The sequence below is a fragment of the Vibrio hyugaensis genome (assembly GCF_002906655.1).
In the GTDB taxonomy this organism is placed as follows: domain Bacteria; phylum Pseudomonadota; class Gammaproteobacteria; order Enterobacterales; family Vibrionaceae; genus Vibrio; species Vibrio hyugaensis.
In genome coordinates, this window is sequence record NZ_CP025794.1 from 455762 (window position 1) to 473030 (window position 17269).

The 17269-nt window shown below is 45.3% G+C and carries 15 protein-coding genes; 3 read left to right on the plus strand and 12 right to left on the minus strand.

Going from position 1 to position 17269, the window contains the following annotated elements:
• The first annotated feature begins 48 nt into the window (after positions 1–48).
• The gene (locus tag C1S74_RS02800) at positions 49–1080 is read left to right on the plus strand and encodes an extracellular solute-binding protein (RefSeq protein WP_038872754.1); all 1032 of its coding nucleotides are present in this window, start codon (positions 49–51) and stop codon (positions 1078–1080) included.
• 243 nt (positions 1081–1323) lie between these two features.
• Positions 1324–2361, plus strand: coding sequence for an extracellular solute-binding protein (locus tag C1S74_RS02805; protein WP_038875062.1), 1038 nt, complete (start codon positions 1324–1326; stop codon positions 2359–2361).
• A 165-nt stretch (positions 2362–2526) separates the two neighbouring features.
• On the opposite strand, the gene cobB is transcribed toward C1S74_RS02805, so the two are convergent.
• From cobB to C1S74_RS02860, 11 genes are all read right to left on the minus strand, one after another.
• Positions 2527–3258 (minus strand): Sir2 family NAD+-dependent deacetylase, encoded by a 732-nt coding sequence (cobB, locus tag C1S74_RS02810; RefSeq protein WP_045395802.1) that lies wholly within the window; start codon positions 3256–3258, stop codon positions 2527–2529.
• A 185-nt stretch (positions 3259–3443) separates the two neighbouring features.
• A complete protein-coding gene (locus C1S74_RS02815) occupies positions 3444–4823 on the minus strand; it encodes an IS4 family transposase (protein ID WP_103415220.1) in 1380 nt (459 codons plus the stop codon).
• A 140-nt stretch (positions 4824–4963) separates the two neighbouring features.
• Positions 4964–5380, minus strand: coding sequence for a hypothetical protein (locus C1S74_RS02820; RefSeq protein WP_045401190.1), 417 nt, complete (start codon positions 5378–5380; stop codon positions 4964–4966).
• Positions 5364–6416 carry a formate dehydrogenase subunit gamma gene (locus C1S74_RS02825; protein WP_045401192.1) on the minus strand — a complete coding sequence of 351 codons (1053 nt, stop codon included), beginning with the start codon at positions 6414–6416 and terminating at the stop codon, positions 5364–5366. The genes C1S74_RS02820 and C1S74_RS02825 overlap by 17 nt, the downstream gene beginning before the upstream one ends.
• Before the next feature lie 13 nt (positions 6417–6429).
• Positions 6430–7038, minus strand: coding sequence for a formate dehydrogenase FDH3 subunit beta (gene fdh3B / locus C1S74_RS02830; RefSeq protein ID WP_005427693.1), 609 nt, complete (start codon positions 7036–7038; stop codon positions 6430–6432).
• Between the two features lie 11 nt (positions 7039–7049).
• Positions 7050–9905, minus strand: a complete 2856-nt coding sequence (locus C1S74_RS02835) for a formate dehydrogenase subunit alpha (RefSeq protein ID WP_045401193.1) — start codon at positions 9903–9905, stop codon at positions 7050–7052.
• A 10-nt stretch (positions 9906–9915) separates the two neighbouring features.
• On the minus strand, positions 9916–10116 hold the full coding sequence (locus C1S74_RS02840) for a twin-arginine translocation signal domain-containing protein (protein ID WP_045401196.1): 201 nt from the start codon (positions 10114–10116) through the stop codon (positions 9916–9918).
• Positions 10117–10189: 73 nt separating this feature from the next.
• Entirely contained in the window at positions 10190–10822 is a 633-nt protein-coding gene (locus C1S74_RS02845) for a TorD/DmsD family molecular chaperone (protein ID WP_045401199.1), read from the minus strand.
• Between the two features lie 9 nt (positions 10823–10831).
• Complete coding sequence (locus tag C1S74_RS02850; RefSeq protein ID WP_045401202.1) at positions 10832–12493, minus strand: 4Fe-4S dicluster domain-containing protein; 1662 nt, start codon at positions 12491–12493, stop codon at positions 10832–10834.
• 310 nt (positions 12494–12803) lie between these two features.
• Entirely contained in the window at positions 12804–13442 is a 639-nt protein-coding gene (locus tag C1S74_RS02855) for a DUF3306 domain-containing protein (RefSeq protein ID WP_045401205.1), read from the minus strand.
• Positions 13432–13896: a DUF3305 domain-containing protein gene (locus C1S74_RS02860; protein WP_045401207.1), complete on the minus strand. Its 465-nt coding sequence runs from the start codon at positions 13894–13896 to the stop codon at positions 13432–13434. The genes C1S74_RS02855 and C1S74_RS02860 overlap by 11 nt, the downstream gene beginning before the upstream one ends.
• A gap of 320 nt (positions 13897–14216) precedes the next feature.
• On the opposite strand from C1S74_RS02860, the gene C1S74_RS02865 reads away from it, so the two are divergent.
• Positions 14217–15041, plus strand: a complete 825-nt coding sequence (locus C1S74_RS02865; RefSeq protein ID WP_045401598.1) for a formate dehydrogenase accessory sulfurtransferase FdhD — start codon at positions 14217–14219, stop codon at positions 15039–15041.
• Between the two features lie 284 nt (positions 15042–15325).
• Here C1S74_RS02865 and C1S74_RS02870 read toward each other — a convergent pair whose 3' ends face one another.
• Positions 15326–16918 (minus strand): ABC-F family ATPase, encoded by a 1593-nt coding sequence (locus tag C1S74_RS02870; protein ID WP_045401211.1) that lies wholly within the window; start codon positions 16916–16918, stop codon positions 15326–15328.
• Between the last annotated feature and the right edge of the window lie 351 nt (positions 16919–17269).

Here is a 17269-nt window from a genome sequence, read left to right on the forward strand (position 1 = left end):
CTATCTATCGTCCAAAATTGGACAACGTTTGGTTTGGAGCTAACGTCAATGAAAAAATGGGCTACTCTATTAGCTGGTAGTGCATGTGCGCTTTCTCTGTTCTCTGGTACAGCGGCAGCGGATGATAAAGAATTAGTATTTATGAACTGGGGTCCTTACATCAACAGTAATATCCTAGAACAATTTACTAAAGAAACTGGCATCAAAGTCATCTACTCGACTTACGAGTCGAATGAAACCTTGTATGCAAAGCTAAAAACTCATAACCAAGGTTATGATCTAGTGGTACCTTCCACTTACTTCGTAGCGAAGATGCGTGACGAAGGTATGCTACAAAAGATCGATAAGACTAAACTGAAAAACTTCGGTAACCTAGATACTAACTACCTAGACAAGCCTTACGATCCAAACAACGACTACTCTATTCCACACGTTGTTGCGATTACAGGTCTAGCGGTTAACGCTGACATGTACGATCCAAACGAGTTCCAAAGCTGGGCTGACCTATGGAAACCTGAGCTTGAAGGTCAAGTAATGCTGATGGATGACACTCGTGAAGTCTTCCATATCGCATTACGCAAATTAGGTTACTCAGGTAACTCTACGGATCCAAAACAAATAGACGAAGCGTACGCAGAGCTACAAAAGCTTATGCCAAACGTTCTAGTATTCAACTCTGATAACCCAGGTGCTCCATACATGTCTGGCGAAGTTGGCGTTGGTATGCTTTGGAATGGTAGCGCGGCAGCTGCTCAAAACGAAGGCATGAACCTAAAGCTTGTATTCCCTAAAGAAGGCGGTATCGGCTGGGTTGATAACTTTGCAATCTCTTCTGGTGCTAAGAACGTAGAAGCGGCTCACAAGATGATCGACTTCCTACTACGTCCAGAAATCGCAGAGCAAATCTCGGCTGATACGGGCTACCTGACTGCTGTTGCAGAGTCTAACGCCAAGTTTAAAGACGTTGCACCATTGTTCCCTTCTCAAGAAGATCTTGACCGTGTTGAATGGCAAGACTCTGTTGGTGACATGACAGCGAAGTACGAAGATTACTTCCTAAAGCTTAAAGCGGGCCAATAATCGCTTAATAAGCCATCTAGTAAATGAAAATAGGCAGCAATACGCTGCCTATTTTCGTAATTGACTGATATAATTACACGTTGCTAGGTTTATTTGACACAACTTCAAACATTCTCGTCGATGAAGACATGATGTTTAACGTTCGCGCTCAAATAAACAGGATTGTGCTTATCGCAATTTGGCTCAAACCAGTATCTGTTACTAGTATTGATTTGACCTGTTGCTGAACAAAACGGAAATAAAATGAAAAGTAAATTCTACGCAAGCGCACTGTGTGCAGCGACGCTAATCGCTTCCCCTGCAATGGCTGCTGATCAAGAACTGTATTTCTACAACTGGTCGGAATACATTCCAAACGAAGTTCTTGAAGACTTTACAAAAGAAACTGGAATTAAGGTTATCTACTCTACGTACGAGTCTAACGAGAGCATGTACGCAAAGCTGAAAACTCAAGGTTCTGGTTACGACTTGGTAGTACCGTCTACCTATTTCGTATCTAAAATGCGTAAAGAAGGCATGCTGCAAAAGATCGACAAAGAGAAGCTTTCTCACTTTGCTGATCTAGACACTAACTTCCTGAACAAGCCGTTCGACCCGAACAACAACTACTCTATCCCTTACATTTGGGGTGCGACCGGTATTGGTATTAATGCTGACATGCTAGACAAGTCATCGGTTTCTAAATGGGACGATTTCTGGGATAGCAAGTGGGAAGGTCAACTAATGCTGATGGATGATTCTCGTGAAGTATTCCATATTGCATTGACTAAGCTTGGTTACTCACCAAACACGACTAACCCAGACGAGATCAAAGCAGCTTACGAAGAACTGAAAAAGCTAATGCCAAACGTGTTGGTATTTAACTCAGACTTCCCAGCGAACCCATACTTAGCAGGTGAAGTATCACTTGGTATGCTTTGGAATGGTTCTGCTTACATGGCTCGTCAAGAAGGCGCGAACATCGACATCATCTGGCCAGAAAAAGGCACTATCTTCTGGATGGACAGCCTAGCAATTCCAGCTGGCGCGAAGAATGTTGATGCTGCTCATAAGATGATCGACTTCCTACTACGTCCTGAGAATGCAGCTAAGATTGCACTAGAGATTGGTTACCCTACTCCAGTGAAAACAGCGCACGATCTACTACCGAAAGAATTTGCTAACGATCCAAGCATCTTCCCACCACAAGAAGTGATGGACAGCGGTACATGGCAAGACGAAGTTGGTGAAGCAAGCGTGCTTTACGATGAGTACTTCCAAAAGCTAAAAGTAGACAACTAATCAGTCTGTCGAAATAGTGTAGAAAAGCGGCTTAGGTCGCTTTTCTTGTATCTGAAGCTCGCTTTTTGTATCTCCAGCTACACCGCACAAATTACAAAGCGTCAGAATACAAAAAGGCATCGAATCACTCGATGCCTTTGTTATAACTCATCTCTGCCCGCTTGTTTAAGCGCTGGCTTCATTTTCTAGAGCAAGAATTTCATCGACCAATTTTGGTACTTCAATACTTGCTTTGCCATAGCGCTTCTCTTCAAACTCACTCTCGACAGCACTTGGCTCCAAGTTGATTTCAATCGTATGTGCACCATGCATCTTCGCATCATGTACAAAGCCTGCGGCTGGATATACCACGCCAGATGTACCGATAGAAATAAACAAGTCTGCTTCTTCCAAGGCTGCGTAAATCTCACCCATGCGCAGTGGCATTTCACCAAACCAAACAATGTGAGGTCGCATTTGCGCTGGGATCTGGCAACAATGACACAATTCACCGGTTTCAATGTCTTCTGAATGTTCGATGACTTGGTTGGATTCGCTGCAACGTGCTTTGAGTAATTCACCGTGCATGTGAATGATATTGGCGCTACCGCCTCTCTCGTGCAGATTATCAATGTTTTGAGTGATAATAGTCACTTTGCCTTCCAACTGCTCTTCTAGGCTTCCTAGCGCGATATGAGCCGCATTCGGCTTGATGTCTTCGCCTTGAAGCTTTGAACGACGTTGGTTGTAAAAGCTTTGGACAAGATCCGGATCGCGGTCGAAACCTTCTGGCGTTGCCACGTCTTCTATTCGGTGATTCTCCCAAAGACCATCTTGAGCTCGAAATGTTTGAATACCAGACTCAGCCGATATGCCAGCGCCAGTAAGTACGACAATATTTCTGTATGGGAAATTCATAACCTATCCTTGTTGCTCTTTTTATTAAGCTTAACACCGATACAAAAACAACAATAGCAATAAGGATTAGACCATGGTCGTAAGCCTGCTGATTTGCCTCTAATTTCTGCTTAAAAACTGGTGACATTAAGAAGATTCTCTACAATAAAAAAGCCTCGCGTTTGCGCTGTCTCTTGATCACAAGTCTAGTGATCAAGAGACATTGCGAGTTCGTAGCCTTCAAGGATGGTTTGTAGTTTAAACCACCCTTCCCAAAGCACCTTTATTGAAGCTCTACCCGTCCTCTTGGTATCTTTCCAACCGCCTAATTTAGCGAGATTTTTGTACGCCCAGCCCATATCGGGCACTTCTTTAGGTAACGTCTTACTTTCTAGTTTCAACCACAGTAGCTTCCAAGCTTTTTGGCCCAATACCTTTTCACAACTTTCTTTCGTTAGCTCATCAACTTCTTTAATGAAGCGTAACGCCAATAAACGCGTAGCAACAAAGGCATAGATGACACTTAATCTCTCTAAGTTATCTTTACTTTGTAGCCTGAGTGACTCCACATCTGTCCCTTCACTTTTCCAGACTTTATGGAAATCTTCAATCAGCCATCGGCGCTCGTAATAACTGATAATTCTCATAGCGTCTTCAACGTTGTTTATTGGCTCCGACGTCAAGAGGTGCCATGCTAACTTGTCTTTTGATGTCCCTTGCTCAAGGCAACCAACATAATAAACAGGTATGCCTGCGTGCTCTTTTTTGTTTGCCGGAGCCTTTAATGTCACCTGACCATATTTAACATCAAGCTTTACATCTCTCGCTTTTCTCCCTCCTTTTTGGGGGATGGTAAGCTCTTTTGTCTCGACGCTTGGTAACGCTTGCGCATAGTCGTAAAGCTTTTGATGATGAGCTTCTAGGCAGCGACTTTGCATTGAGCGAACGACAAAGCGCTGCTGATGTTGACGCTTATAAGTTAAGTATTCGAATAGGTCAGCTTCTCGGTCACAGACCGAGATAACATCTAACATTTTATCCCCTAGGCGCTCAACGACACGGCGAGAAGCTTGCTCCCATTTGTAACTCTCTTTCTCCTTATAAGGACGAGTCGCGTGTTGGTGCTTTTGCCCACGCTTGGTAATATCTCGGCTCCATCGCTGCTGCTCTATCAGACCGACAATGGTTTGGCTTTGTGGTGCAAAAAGTAACGTCGAATGTACGTGGAGAGCTCGAGTTCTATCGCCTTGATTAGTATGCCCGAGTTCTTCTTTTATACTTCGATGCGGAAAACTGAGCGTTGTTGTATCTTCAAGCGCGAGTAATTCCTCATGCTCGTTAGCTCGAGATACAGTTGATTGAAAACCTGCTTCAGCGATGTCTTTTGCATCGATGTTTTCATTGCGGATAAAGCGATATGCACCTTCCATATCGGCGGGAGAAAAAGGAAGTTTAGCCACGGAGACTCCTGGTTGATTAGCAATGGAAGTCGCTAAACTGATGAGGCGTTGTGTTCTTCGAGGGTCTTTAAGTTGTGCTTGTCCAAATTGTTCTTGTGCCCAAAGTTTAGCGTCTGAGTGTGTCATCTTAGTGTTTCAGTAAGGATTACTAAGTGATCAGATCACACACACTTGAAAGAGTTCAAAAAAAATCCCCAAGCTACAAGCTTGGGGATTTGTGTATAAGAGACAGCGCGTTTGCGAGGCTTTTGAGCAGATAGACCGTTTTATAGGTTTGGACCTGTAGACGGTCTGTGCGGCATATTATTGCGTAGTTGGTTCATACCTTGGTACATACGTAGGAACCACACGAAAATCGCAAGCGTTGCGAACAGCATACCTACCCAAGGAATGAAGTAAGCAACCGTGTCTAACAAAGTACTGTGCACCCAATAGTCACTTACGCCAACCAATACACCATTCGATGTTGCCACTGTTACGATCAGAACAACAAAGAACGTGAAGTACAGGAAGAATGTGCGAATCAAACCGTAGTAATGTGAATTCACTACGTCACTGTCTTCACCTTTATCCAAACGGTAACCCGCGTAAATGATTGCGATAACGCCTGAGATCAAAAACGTAAACGGGGTAAAACAACTCAGGATGTAGGCAACCCAAATCCCGTTATGAGGTTTGTTCATTCGTCTTCGCTCCTTTTACGTCCGTTTGAGCTGTGTCAGCCTCACCCATCGCTTCTTTAGATTTCACTTCTTCATACCAAAGGTCGTGGTGCTCTTTCGCCCATGTCTCGTCAACTTCACCAGTAACCATACCTTCTAATGCACCTTCCATACCGAATAGACCGATGTAGATGTGGAAGATAAAGCCACAGATCAGAATCAGTGCCGAAATCGCGTGAACAAGGTTAGATAGTTCCATATCGCGGCGAGTTTGGCCGAAAATTGGGAAATCCAGAACTAAGCCACTCACTGCAGCGATAGCACCGAAGAAGATCAACAACCAGTAAATCGCCTTCTCACCACCGTTTGAGAAACCAGCGGATGGATGCGTGCCTTTATGCTTACCAACCATGCCGCCCATTTTCATGAACCAACGAATGTCAGTCATTGTTGGAATGGACTTACGCCACCATTTCAACAGAACAAACATCAGCAAGATAAAGAACAACGGACCCATGTAGTTGTGGTACTGCTTTGCAAGCATCACAACAAAGCCCCAGAACTCAGTAGGCACGTACGGCTTCAAGAAGTGCTTACCGTAAACCAGCATCAAACCACTGAATGCCAGCGTTAAAAAGGTAAACGCCATGCTCCAGTGAAGTGCACGGTCTAAGCGAGACCAGCGTTTCATCTTTTTACCAGTACGTGGCTTGCTTAACATCAGAGGGCCAACGAACACGTAAGCCATGATAACCATTGCGATACTGCCGAAAATCGCGACAGCGCCCGCAGGAGACATCCATTTCTCTTTAAGAATGTACCAAGTCTCGCCCGGAGTACTGATTAGTATGCCGTGCTCTGCTGACTTCGACGTGGTATAGCCTTCTTGCCCCTCTTTGACCTGACGCCAAAAGTCTGCACCTGCAAGTTGCGTCATCTCCTGTTGTACCACTGGAGATGTTTCTTCTTGCGCAGACGCTGGCATCGCGAAGGTCAGGAGTAATGCTGTCATCATCGACAGCATTACAAGAGACGCACGTTTAAGAGTATTTAACATGTGTCTCTCCTACTTAGCTTTTGGTTGCGTCGTAAGAAAGATCGTTACCGTCTGTCCAACCTGCGTTTTTCGCACCGCGCTCAACCACACGTTGACGGAAGATGTCAGATACTTTCTCTGCATCACCTGCTAGCAGTGCTTTCGTTGAACATAGTGATGCACACATAGGTAGCTTACCTTCAGCAATACGGTTCGCACCGTACTTTTCACGCTCTTCTAGAGAACCTGGTTCTGTGTTTGGACCACCTGCACAGAATGTACATTTGTCCATTTTGCCACGTTCACCGAATGACGCTTGTTTCGGGAACTGAGGCGCACCGAATGGACAAGCAAACAGACAGTAACCACAACCGATACAAAGATCTTTGTTGTGAAGAACGATGCCGTCTTCTGTGTGCTCGAAACAGTCAGCTGGACAAACTGCCATACAAGGCGCGTCTGTACAGTGCATACAAGCTACAGAGATTGAGTTTTCACCTGGTTCACCGTCGTTCAGTGTTACCACGCGACGACGTTGAATGCCCCACTCAAGAGCATCATCGTTTTCGTTCTTACATGCAGTAACACAGCCGTTACACTCGATACAGCGTTTGGTGTCACATAGGAATTTCATTCGTGCCATTGTCAGACTCCTTACGCTTTACGAATGTTACATAGGGTTACTTTTGTTTCCTGCATCAAAGTAACAGGGTCGTAACCGTAAGTGGTTGCCGTGTTGGCTGCTTCACCAACAACATAAGGATCCGTGCCTTCTGGGTACTTAGGACGTAGGTCTTCACCTTCGAACTTACCGCCGAAGTGGAACGGAATGAACGCCAGACCCGGTTTAACACGACGAGTGACCATCGCTTTCACCTTGATGCGACCTTTCTCTGCACCTTCAACCCAAACGTCATCACCATCTTTGAAACCAAGATCGTTTGCGTCTTTCGGGTTCACTTCAACGAACATTTCTTGCTGAAGTTCAGCAAGCCATGGGTTTGAACGTGTTTCTTCACCACCACCTTCGTACTCAACCAAGCGACCAGAAGTCAGGATGATTGGGTATTCGCCAGACTTGTCTTCTTTCTGGATAGACTTGTAAAGCGTTGGTACACGGAAGATTGCTTCTTTGTCGTCCCAAGTTGGGTAATCCGTTACAAGGTCACGACGAGGCGTGTATAGCGGCTCACGGTGTAGCGGCACGCGGTCTGGGAATGTCCAAACAATCGCACGCGCTTTTGCGTTACCAAACGGGATACAACCGTGCTTGATCGCTACGCGTTGGATACCACCAGACAGGTCAGTTTTCCAGTTTTTACCTTCCGCAGCGGCTTTTTCTTCAGCCGTTAGGTCGTCCCACCAACCAAGCTGTTTGATTAGCTTGTCAGAGAACTCTGGGTAACCGTCTTTGATTTCACAGCCTTTTGAGTAGCTGTCTTCAGCAAGTAGGCTTTGACCTTCGAATTCAACACCGAAACGCGTACGGAAGTTACCGCCACCTTCTGCAACCGTCTTAGACGTATCGTACAGAATGTGTGTGCCTGGGTGCTTCATCTCTGGTGTGCCCCAACATGGCCAAGGTAGACCGTAAGTCTCACCATTCACAGGACCACCCTCTGCTTCCAGAGATGTCTTGTGGAATGTGTGCCAGTTTTGTTGGTGCGCTTTTAGACGCTCTGGGCTTTGACCTGTGTAACCGATGGTCCACATGCCTTTGTTGAATTCGCGAGTAATGTCTTCAATTACTGGCTGGTTGTTCTCTACGCGTACGTTTTTGAACAGCAGATCTTCATAACCTAGCTTCTTAGTTAGCAGGTACATGATTTCGTGGTCAGGTTTAGATTCGAACAATGGTTCGATAACTTGATCACGCCACTGAAGTGAGCGGTTAGATGCTGTCACACTGCCGTGCGTTTCAAACTGAGTCGTTGCAGGAAGCAGGTAAACGCCGTCAGTACGATCGTTCATTACCGCTGCAACTGTTGGGTATGGGTCAACAATAACCATCATATCCAGCTTCTGCATCGCTTTCTTCATCTCAGGACCACGAGTCTGAGAGTTTACTGCGTGACCCCAGTAGAACATTGCGCGGATGTTTTCACGTTGACGAATGTTGTCTTTGTTTTCAAGGACACCATCTACCCAACGAGATACGGGGATACCTGCGCTGTTCATTGGTTTTTGACCGCCGTAAGCGTTGTCATCGAAACGACCTTTCACCCACTCGTAATCGATTTCCCACACTTTCGACCAATGACGCCATGAACCTTCAGACAAGCCGTAGTAGCCTGGTAGCGTGTCAGATAGTACGCCAAGGTCAGTTGCACCCTGTACGTTATCGTGACCACGGAAGATGTTTGCACCCCCGCCTGATTTACCGATGTTACCTAGCGCAAGCTCAAGTACACAGTAAGCACGAGTGTTGTTGTTACCAGTCGTATGCTGAGTACCACCCATACACCACACGATACAACCCGGACGGTTTTCAGAAAGCAATTTCGCTGTTTGGTAAACTTCAGACTCAGGTACGCCAGTTACGCGCTCAACTTCTGCTGGTGTCCACTTAGCCACTTCTGCACGGATTTCATCCATACCGAATACACGTTGACGGATGAACTCTTTGTCTTCCCAGTTGTTCGCGAAGACATGCCATAGCACGCCCCAAATAAACGCAACGTCAGAACCCGGACGTAGCGATACGTAGTGATCCGATTTTGCAGCGGTACGGGTACGGCGAGGATCCGCAACAACGATCTTACAGTTGTTCTTCTCTTTCGCGATTAGGATGTGCTGCATCGCAACAGGGTGCGCTTCTGCAGGGTTTGAACCAATGAACAGCATCGACTTACAGTTGTGCATGTCATTGAAAGAGTTGGTCATCGCACCGTAACCCCAAGTGTTTGCGACACCTGCTACGGTTGTTGAGTGACAGATACGCGCTTGGTGGTCAACGTTGTTGGTACCCCAAAGCGACGCCATCTTACGGAACATGTACGCTTGTTCGTTGTTGTGCTTTGCACTACCCAACCAGTACACCGAATCTGGACCCGACTCTTTGCGGATGTCCATCACCTTGTTACCGATTTCTTCGATCGCTTGATCCCAAGAAAGCTTCTTCCACTTACCGTTTTCAAGCTTCATTGGGTATTTCAGACGACGCTCACCGTGACCGTGTTCGCGCAGTGCTGCACCTTTTGCACAGTGTCCACCAGCGTTGAATGGGTGGTCGAATGCAGGCTCTTGACCTGTCCACACGCCGTTTTGAACTTCAGCGTAGACACCACAACCTACAGAACAGTGAGAACAGATGGTACGTTTTACTTCTGTTTTCGCTTCTGGATCCACCGATTTAGCTTGTGCTTTCTTCATCATGCCCGGTGCAAAAAGACTTGCACCTACAACCGCACCACCAGCAGCAAGCGAGGTATTTTTCATGAATGCACGGCGAGAAACGCCAAGCTGATTGGTTTCTTTGCTCACACTGTCGGAGCGTTTGACAAGTTTCATCCGTTATCTCCTAAAGTGTGTCGTAGTAATCGCGAATGTGTTGAGTTTCACGATACCCTTTCTTCTTCACGTCATTTTCAGAAGGCTCAACCGTTTCTGAAGCGCTTGCCACTTTTGTTGTTCCAGCGACAACCGCACAAGCTACGGCTGCAGTCGTTAAGCCTTTCAGGAGATCCCTACGGCTTGTGTTTATTTCTTTATTATCTTTCATCATTGCTTCCTTACCTTACGGTAGATCTTTGGAGGCTATTGCCCCTCTATCGATATGACCAAGTACTGCTCGATTACTCGTAATCAGTGACGTTTTTCACATCAATTTTTAATTTGTGCTTACTGCTTTTGGTGTTCACGCTAAAGCGCACTTGTTCCAGTGTTAAGAACGCCTCACACAGTTGAGCTGCTGGCTTATAAAAGTTCGCGCTCTCTGAGTTTTCTAGTTGCTGAGTGAAAGAGTTAAACCAAGGTGCGATGTGTTTGTTAAACACCGCTTGTTGAAGATCTTCTTCTTCACCCGTTAGCATCGACATCACTTCACAAAGTGCTGCGATGTGGTCTTCCGGCTCTTTCACATTTTCATCGCGCTCGAAACCAAGCAGTTCCAAATCGTGACGAATTTCAGCCAGTGGTTTTTCCATCATTGCGCCCGTCATGTGCCATGAGCCAAACGGCATCACTTCACCACGACCGATACCAATGAAAAGATCTTGGTATTCATCTTCGAGCGCTTCGCGATTAGAATCTTTTGCCGCTTGCTGAAGCGCAATCCACGCTTTTTGCATTGCGCTTTCTGATGGTTCAACTTCTAGAGAAGTCAGGAACTCGATCATCTCTTCACTTGGTGCGCTACGGAAAAGCGCTGACAAAACCAAGTAGATCTCTGTTCTCAGTGTTTGTTCTTGTTCTCGTTGTGTATCCACTGCGAGCTCCTAGTATTTCAGTTGTTTCATTGGGTCTTCTGCCATCGACTCAAACATGTCGATCACACGGCAGTCTTCACACATCGCGATACGATTGATCGCCGCTTCATCAGAGAAATGAGAGTGGCCGCGTAACTTATTTTGTAGCATGTCGATCATAGACTGAGGTGCGAATGGCTTATGACAGCGAATACATTCCGCTGCTTTCTCTTCGTGAATCACAACCGCTTTTTGGCGCTCTTCTTTCACCCAGTTCATGCGTGGCGTTAGAGTCAGAACTTTCTCTGGACATGCTTTTTCACACAAACCACATTGAATACAATCTTGTTCAACGAATTTAAGTGATGGAGATTCACCATCAGTATGAAGTGCACGTGTTGGACAAACCGCCACACAGCTCATACACAACGTACAATCTTTGCTCTCACAAGAAACATTGCCGTAAGGCGCGTTCGCAGGCAGTTCAACAATGTTCTCAACCGGAATACGAGAAGAAGACATTGCATCCAGCGCAGTAAACAAACGTTGACGCTTGTTACCTTGAAGATCGCCAAGGGCAAGGTCGAATGAATCTGTACATAGTGTTGGAGGACCTTCACGAAGCGATTCCAAGTAAAGGATATCGATGGTCTCTTTTGCGATACCAAGTTGATCCAATAGCTCTTGCGCAATACCCACTTCGTTGTTCAGAACACGAATGATGGTTGCAGGCATAAAGCGAGAAGCCGCAAATAGCACTTGCGTCGCGCCATTAACTAGAGCTGCAAACCATGTATCGATACCGATAGAAGGAAGCTCTTCAACCACAATTGGAATCACGTTATCTGGTAACGCTTTCAGTGCCATCACGTTGTAAGTCTCGTGACGAGAACTACAGATAAGAACGATAGGATCCAGACCGCCCGCTTGCTCGTAGTTCGCTAACGTGCGTTCAATGAATTTTTGCGTATCTTCAGGATTAGGTAGCGCATAATGAATCGCTTCTGTCGGACAAGCCGTTGCACAAGTACCCACGCCCTGGCATAGGTATGGGTTAATCTCGATGTGATGACCGGTTTTATCGCTGCCTTCACTTGATAGTGCGCCAGCAGGACAAGCATCGACACAACGCTCACAGCCTTTTACGCCACGAGAACTGTGCGCACATAGGTCAGTGTCCAAGCGGAAGAATTTTGGCTTATCAAACGTACCCATTAATGTTGGGATTTCTTCTAGCGCTTCTGCCAGTTTTGGATAACCGCGTCCTACTGGGTAGTAACCCGGAACCGGAACCTCTTCTGACATACAGCTGCTTAGACAAAGATCGAGAACAACATCGAAACAATCACTATTAATAGCGACTTTTGCTAGGTTGCTTGTTAGACCGTTATTTTCGATAAGCACTTCAAACGTACCTAGGAAACCAGAAACCTGAACTGAGTTTGCAAAGTACAGTTCTGGATTGGTGCCTTTCTCTCCGTCTGTAGAAAGAAGTGTCAGGCTGTTCATTTGAGATAGCTGCGCGGCTGCACTCTCAATGATGGCAGTCGGTCCAACAATCAGCGTATTACCGCCACTCTCGTAGCTCACCGTTGGTGGAATAAGATTGGTCAACTCTACGGTATTCTCAAACGCATACAGACGCGCTTTACCGTTATTGGAAGTTGCTTGTTCTAATAGTTGTTTCAACATTGCTCAGTTCCATTTATACGCATGGATAGTTTCTTCCATCTTTCATTGTAGTTAGCGCAGGCGATTCTGCTGATTAACTCGTCAGTAACTACCCCTTTTAGGTAGTCCAATACGGGTTATCACTGCCTGTTAGGAAAATGGTCTAACTTCAACAAGAATGGTAATGAACAACAGATAGCAAATGTCGTGCCAATTAAATATCAGCTAATTTTCAATAGGTTAGCTATTTATCTTAGAAATTGTAGGGATAAAAAAACCGACTGGGACATTTTGTCTCAGCCGGTTCATTGAGCGTTTAGTCAAAATGTACCTATTCTTTGTGTGGTATATTTTGTCCCACCTCTTCAGGGTCTAGTTTTGTCTCTGGAATATCACTTTCATCAGATACTGTGTTTATATACAGCCCTTTTTGTTCTTCGGGAGTTTCGGCACCTTCAGTAAGTTCTATATCAGACGCTTCAATATCACTTTCTTCATGAGATTCAGCAAGTTGTGCGTGTTCTTCTGATGGTTCTTCTTCCGTTTTGTCTTTCACCCAATTACGAAGTGTTTCAGCCACCCCTTCAGAAAGCGACTTGAGATTACTGTAGTCGTCGTCGTAATCATCCAAGCCATCGCGAACGTTAAACTCTTCTGACAGGAACATCTTACGCAGTGCGGCTTTCTTAACGCTCTCTGAAGCCTCAGAAACCAATAACTGCGCCACGGACATCTCTTCAGGATCGGTTGCTTCGCTTGATGCTTCTTGAGCCATTGCTCCTTTAGCTTCAGTCTCTGTAGCAGAAGCCTCGGTAGCCAATGCTTGCGCTTCAGTGCTTAATTCTTCATGAGCTTGTGTAGTTTCCGGTTCAGTAGATTCAACAGCGTCTACAACCCTAGCGTCTGTAGGCTCTGTAGTGGTTTCATCTAATTTACGTTTCGACCAACGGCTAAAGAAACTAGTTGCCATTTGCTCTGCCCGCTCCTTTGCGTTTCTTACGTCTTACTTCTAGTAACTCACCATGGCGACCAATAAAGGCTTCCATCCAAGCTTGAACGGCTAACGGCATATCATTGGACAACACTAGGTTATCGCCATCCATATATTGTGCAGCAACCGTTTGAGAGGCAGTAAGCAATTGAATTATTGGTTTTTCACCAGAATCCACATTATCCATAATTAAAAACAACTTAGGTTGCTGAGAACTTAGATTAAATCGGTAATCAGTGCGCTCATCTTTATGCAGTTGCAGTAAACACACATCTTGAGTCTCATCCGTTGGCGTGATTTCAAAACCTGCAAGCTGCCATTGAGTCGTGACCCAAATCCCAGTGCTGATTTCGTGTTCTACCAAATCAACGCCAATTGGCCATGAATCTTCTGTTTTTTCGTATTTGTTCTCGAACTCTTTCGTATTCGACATAACTCATCCAGTTTGTTCTATGTAGGCTTGAAGACAGAAAAGGACATTTTGTACTTTGCTTTCAACCATTTTAGCGTTACAAAGCAATAAACGCGCCAAATCAAACTCACTTTTCTCTCTATACAAAATTAGTCTAGCCGTCAGTGTGAGTCTGTGTCATTACTGCGAACTCTCAGTTTTAGCAGACATTTGACGTAAAGCCTCGCAATTTCATTTATACCCGCTATTTTGGAATGAGAATTGCTATGTAATCCTTGTTAAGACAAAAGAACCCATTAATGAGAGCGTCCATGAGCTCTCTCATTCATCAGGACATGACTGTGGTAAAACCAAACATTATTAAAACCAGTGAAAATCCCCTACAGACCATCGAAGTAGAAGTGTTTGACGAATACGGTGAGAACCTGACTAAGCAAATTGCATGTGAACGCCCTCTTACCGTCATGTTGAACTGGAAAGAGATTGTCACACTGATGACACTCGGTTCTCGCCCAGAAGCGCTTGTATTGGGTTATTTGAAGAATCAAAGCTTCCTTTCAGATCCTGAAGCGATTGAATCAGTTATTATCGATTGGGAAACGCACACAGCTGCGGTTATCACCAAAGAGAACATTGAACATCTTGAAGGTGCATTGAAGAAGAAGACCGTCACGTCCGGCTGTGGTCAAGGCACTATGTACGGCAACGTAATGAAGCAGCTTGAAGATTATCAAGTACCACAAATGCCACTCAAACAGTCTGAGATATACACCTCGTTAGAAGCGTTGACGCACTATAATGACACTTACAAGAAAGCTGGTGCAGTTCATGGCTGTGCAGTGTGCAAAGGCGATAAAGTACTGTCATTTGTGGAAGATGTTGGTCGCCACAATGCTGTTGATACCCTCGCGGGTGAAATGTGGCTTAACCAAGAAACGGGTGAAGATAAAATTTTCTACACAACTGGTCGCCTTACATCAGAGATGGTGATTAAAGTGGCACAGATGGGCATTCCAGTTTTGCTGTCTCGCTCTGGCGTTACGCAAATGGGCTTAGATCTAGCCAAGAAGTTTGGCATTACCACTATCGCTCGTGCTAAAGGTTTACGTTTCCAAGTATTCACAGGCGCAGAGAAAATTGATTTTGATGTAAAGGGAAATCAATAACTCATCATTAAGTCGCCAAATGAGTTAGACTTAAACAATCATATGGATTCACAAAGGATGTGAACGATGAACAACGATCAACTGTGGAATTATCTACTCACCCCAAGCGGTATCATCGTTTCGATGATCATTACTTTCGGGCTCGTTGGCATTTATGCTTATCTAATGAGGCAATTTAAGGACTGAACGCCACAATCTAGGGCTAGCAAAGAATTAGCGCTCACAAAGAATAGACATAAAAAAAGACCTCGCGATGAGGTCTTTTTCTTTATTCGGAAGAAGGATTAACCTTCAATACCACGTGACTTCAGGAACTCAGAGTAAGTGCCTTTGAAGTCTGTGATTTTACCATCACGGATTTCGATGATACGTGTAGCTAGTGAGTCTACGAATACACGGTCGTGCGATACGAAGAACAAGGTGCCTTTGTACTGCTCTAGTGCCGTGTTCAATGATTCGATCGATTCCATGTCCATGTGGTTGGTTGGTTCGTCCATTAGCAGCATGTTTGGTTTGTGCATCATTAGCTTACCAAGCAACATACGGCCTTGCTCACCACCCGACAGTACTTTCACTGACTTCTTGATGTCGTCTTGACCAAACAGCATACGTCCTAAGAAACCACGAACCACTTGCTCGTCGTCGCCTTCTTGACGCCATTGACCCATCCAATCTGTCAGGTTCATATCTTCTGCAAAGTCATGCGCGTGGTCTTGCGCGTAGTAGCCAATGTTTGAGTTTTCAGACCACTTGAACTCACCAGAGCGTGGGTCTAGTACACCAGCAAGCGTGTTTAGTAGGGTTGTTTTACCCACACCGTTCTCACCGATGATTGCAACGCGCTCACCGACTTCAAAAATCGCATTGAAGTTAGCAAACAGATCGTCTTCAAAACCTTGGCTTAGGTTTTCAACAATCAGAGCGTTACGGAACAACTCTTTAGACTGTTCAAAACGAATGAATGGGTTTTGACGGCTAGACGCTTTCACTTCGTCCAGTTTGATCTTGTCGATTTGCTTCGCACGAGATGTCGCTTGCTTTGCTTTCGATGCGTTTGCAGAGAAACGCGCAACGAACGTTTGTAGTTCAGCGATTTGTGCTTTCTTCTTCGCGTTGTCGTTCAGCAGACGTTCACGAGCTTGGGAAGCCGCAGTCATGTACTCGTCGTAGTTGCCTGGGTAAACACGCAGTTCACCGTAATCCAAGTCAGCCATGTGCGTACATACTGAGTTTAGGAAGTGACGGTCGTGCGAGATGATGATCATGGTGCAGTTACGCGCGTTTAGCGTGTCTTCCAACCAACGGATAGTATCCATATCCAAGTTGTTGGTTGGTTCGTCAAGAAGCATCACATCAGGGTCAGCAAAGAGAACTTGCGCTAGAAGCACACGAAGTTTCCAGCCTGGCGCAACTCCACTCATTAGACCGAAGTGTTGCTCCATTGGGATACCTACAGCAAGAAGCAACTCACCCGCTTTCGCCTCGGCCATGTAACCGTCCATTTCCGCGAACTGAACTTCAAGGTCAGCCACTTTCATGCCGTCTTCTTCGCTCATTTCTGGCAAAGAGTAAATGCGGTCACGTTCTTGCTTCACTTCCCATAGTTCTTTATGGCCCATGATTACCGTGTCGATAACCGTGAACTCTTCATATGCGAACTGATCCTGGTTCAGTTTTGCAACGCGCTCGTTCGGATCGTAGCTTACGTTACCGCTAGTTTGCTCTAGCTCACCACTCAGGATTTTCATAAAGGTTGATTTACCACAACCGTTAGCCCCGATTAAGCCGTAGCGGTTACCTTCGCCAAACTTAACTGAGATGTTTTCAAATAGCGGCTTAGCGCCAAATTGTTGAGTAATATTCGCTGTGGAAATCAAAACCTTTACCTTAGCAATTCAAGTTTATTGGGAAAAACCGCGCAACGTTACTGCTTAAGGCTACACACTTCAAGTTTTGTTTTTATTAATTAATGAGAAAAAGCTTTCTTCGTTCGGTTGTTTTTTGAGATTTGGCTAACATAAACCTTGCCATTCCTAAGGGCTCTTACCCTAACAGGTTCAAAAGTGAGACATAAATCTGTCATGACTAAGCATTGACATACACCATGAGATTGGGTTTATAGTGCGTCCCTTTTTATCAATTCCGTACGTTATTCCTTTATTAAGCATCCGTTTCTCAAAGGAAATCGCAACATCACGCACGGTCATTGGGTAAAACTCGCATATCGC

What these genes read in the sequence shown, in the direction of transcription:
- cobB (WP_045395802.1), bottom strand. Translation starts at nt 3,258, where the DNA reads ATGAATTTCCCATACAGAAATATTGTCGTACTTACTGGCGCTGGCATA.
- C1S74_RS02860 (WP_045401207.1), bottom strand. Translation starts at nt 13,896, where the DNA reads ATGTCGAATACGAAAGAGTTCGAGAACAAATACGAAAAAACAGAAGAT.
- C1S74_RS02825 (WP_045401192.1), bottom strand. Translation starts at nt 6,416, where the DNA reads ATGTTAAATACTCTTAAACGTGCGTCTCTTGTAATGCTGTCGATGATG.
- C1S74_RS02835 (WP_045401193.1), bottom strand. Translation starts at nt 9,905, where the DNA reads ATGAAACTTGTCAAACGCTCCGACAGTGTGAGCAAAGAAACCAATCAG.
- fdh3B (WP_005427693.1), bottom strand. Translation starts at nt 7,038, where the DNA reads ATGGCACGAATGAAATTCCTATGTGACACCAAACGCTGTATCGAGTGT.
- C1S74_RS02800 (WP_038872754.1), top strand. Translation starts at nt 49, where the DNA reads ATGAAAAAATGGGCTACTCTATTAGCTGGTAGTGCATGTGCGCTTTCT.
- C1S74_RS02805 (WP_038875062.1), top strand. Translation starts at nt 1,324, where the DNA reads ATGAAAAGTAAATTCTACGCAAGCGCACTGTGTGCAGCGACGCTAATC.
- C1S74_RS02815 (WP_103415220.1), bottom strand. Translation starts at nt 4,823, where the DNA reads ATGACACACTCAGACGCTAAACTTTGGGCACAAGAACAATTTGGACAA.
- C1S74_RS02855 (WP_045401205.1), bottom strand. Translation starts at nt 13,442, where the DNA reads ATGGCAACTAGTTTCTTTAGCCGTTGGTCGAAACGTAAATTAGATGAA.
- C1S74_RS02820 (WP_045401190.1), bottom strand. Translation starts at nt 5,380, where the DNA reads ATGAACAAACCTCATAACGGGATTTGGGTTGCCTACATCCTGAGTTGT.
- C1S74_RS02850 (WP_045401202.1), bottom strand. Translation starts at nt 12,493, where the DNA reads ATGTTGAAACAACTATTAGAACAAGCAACTTCCAATAACGGTAAAGCG.
- C1S74_RS02840 (WP_045401196.1), bottom strand. Translation starts at nt 10,116, where the DNA reads ATGAAAGATAATAAAGAAATAAACACAAGCCGTAGGGATCTCCTGAAA.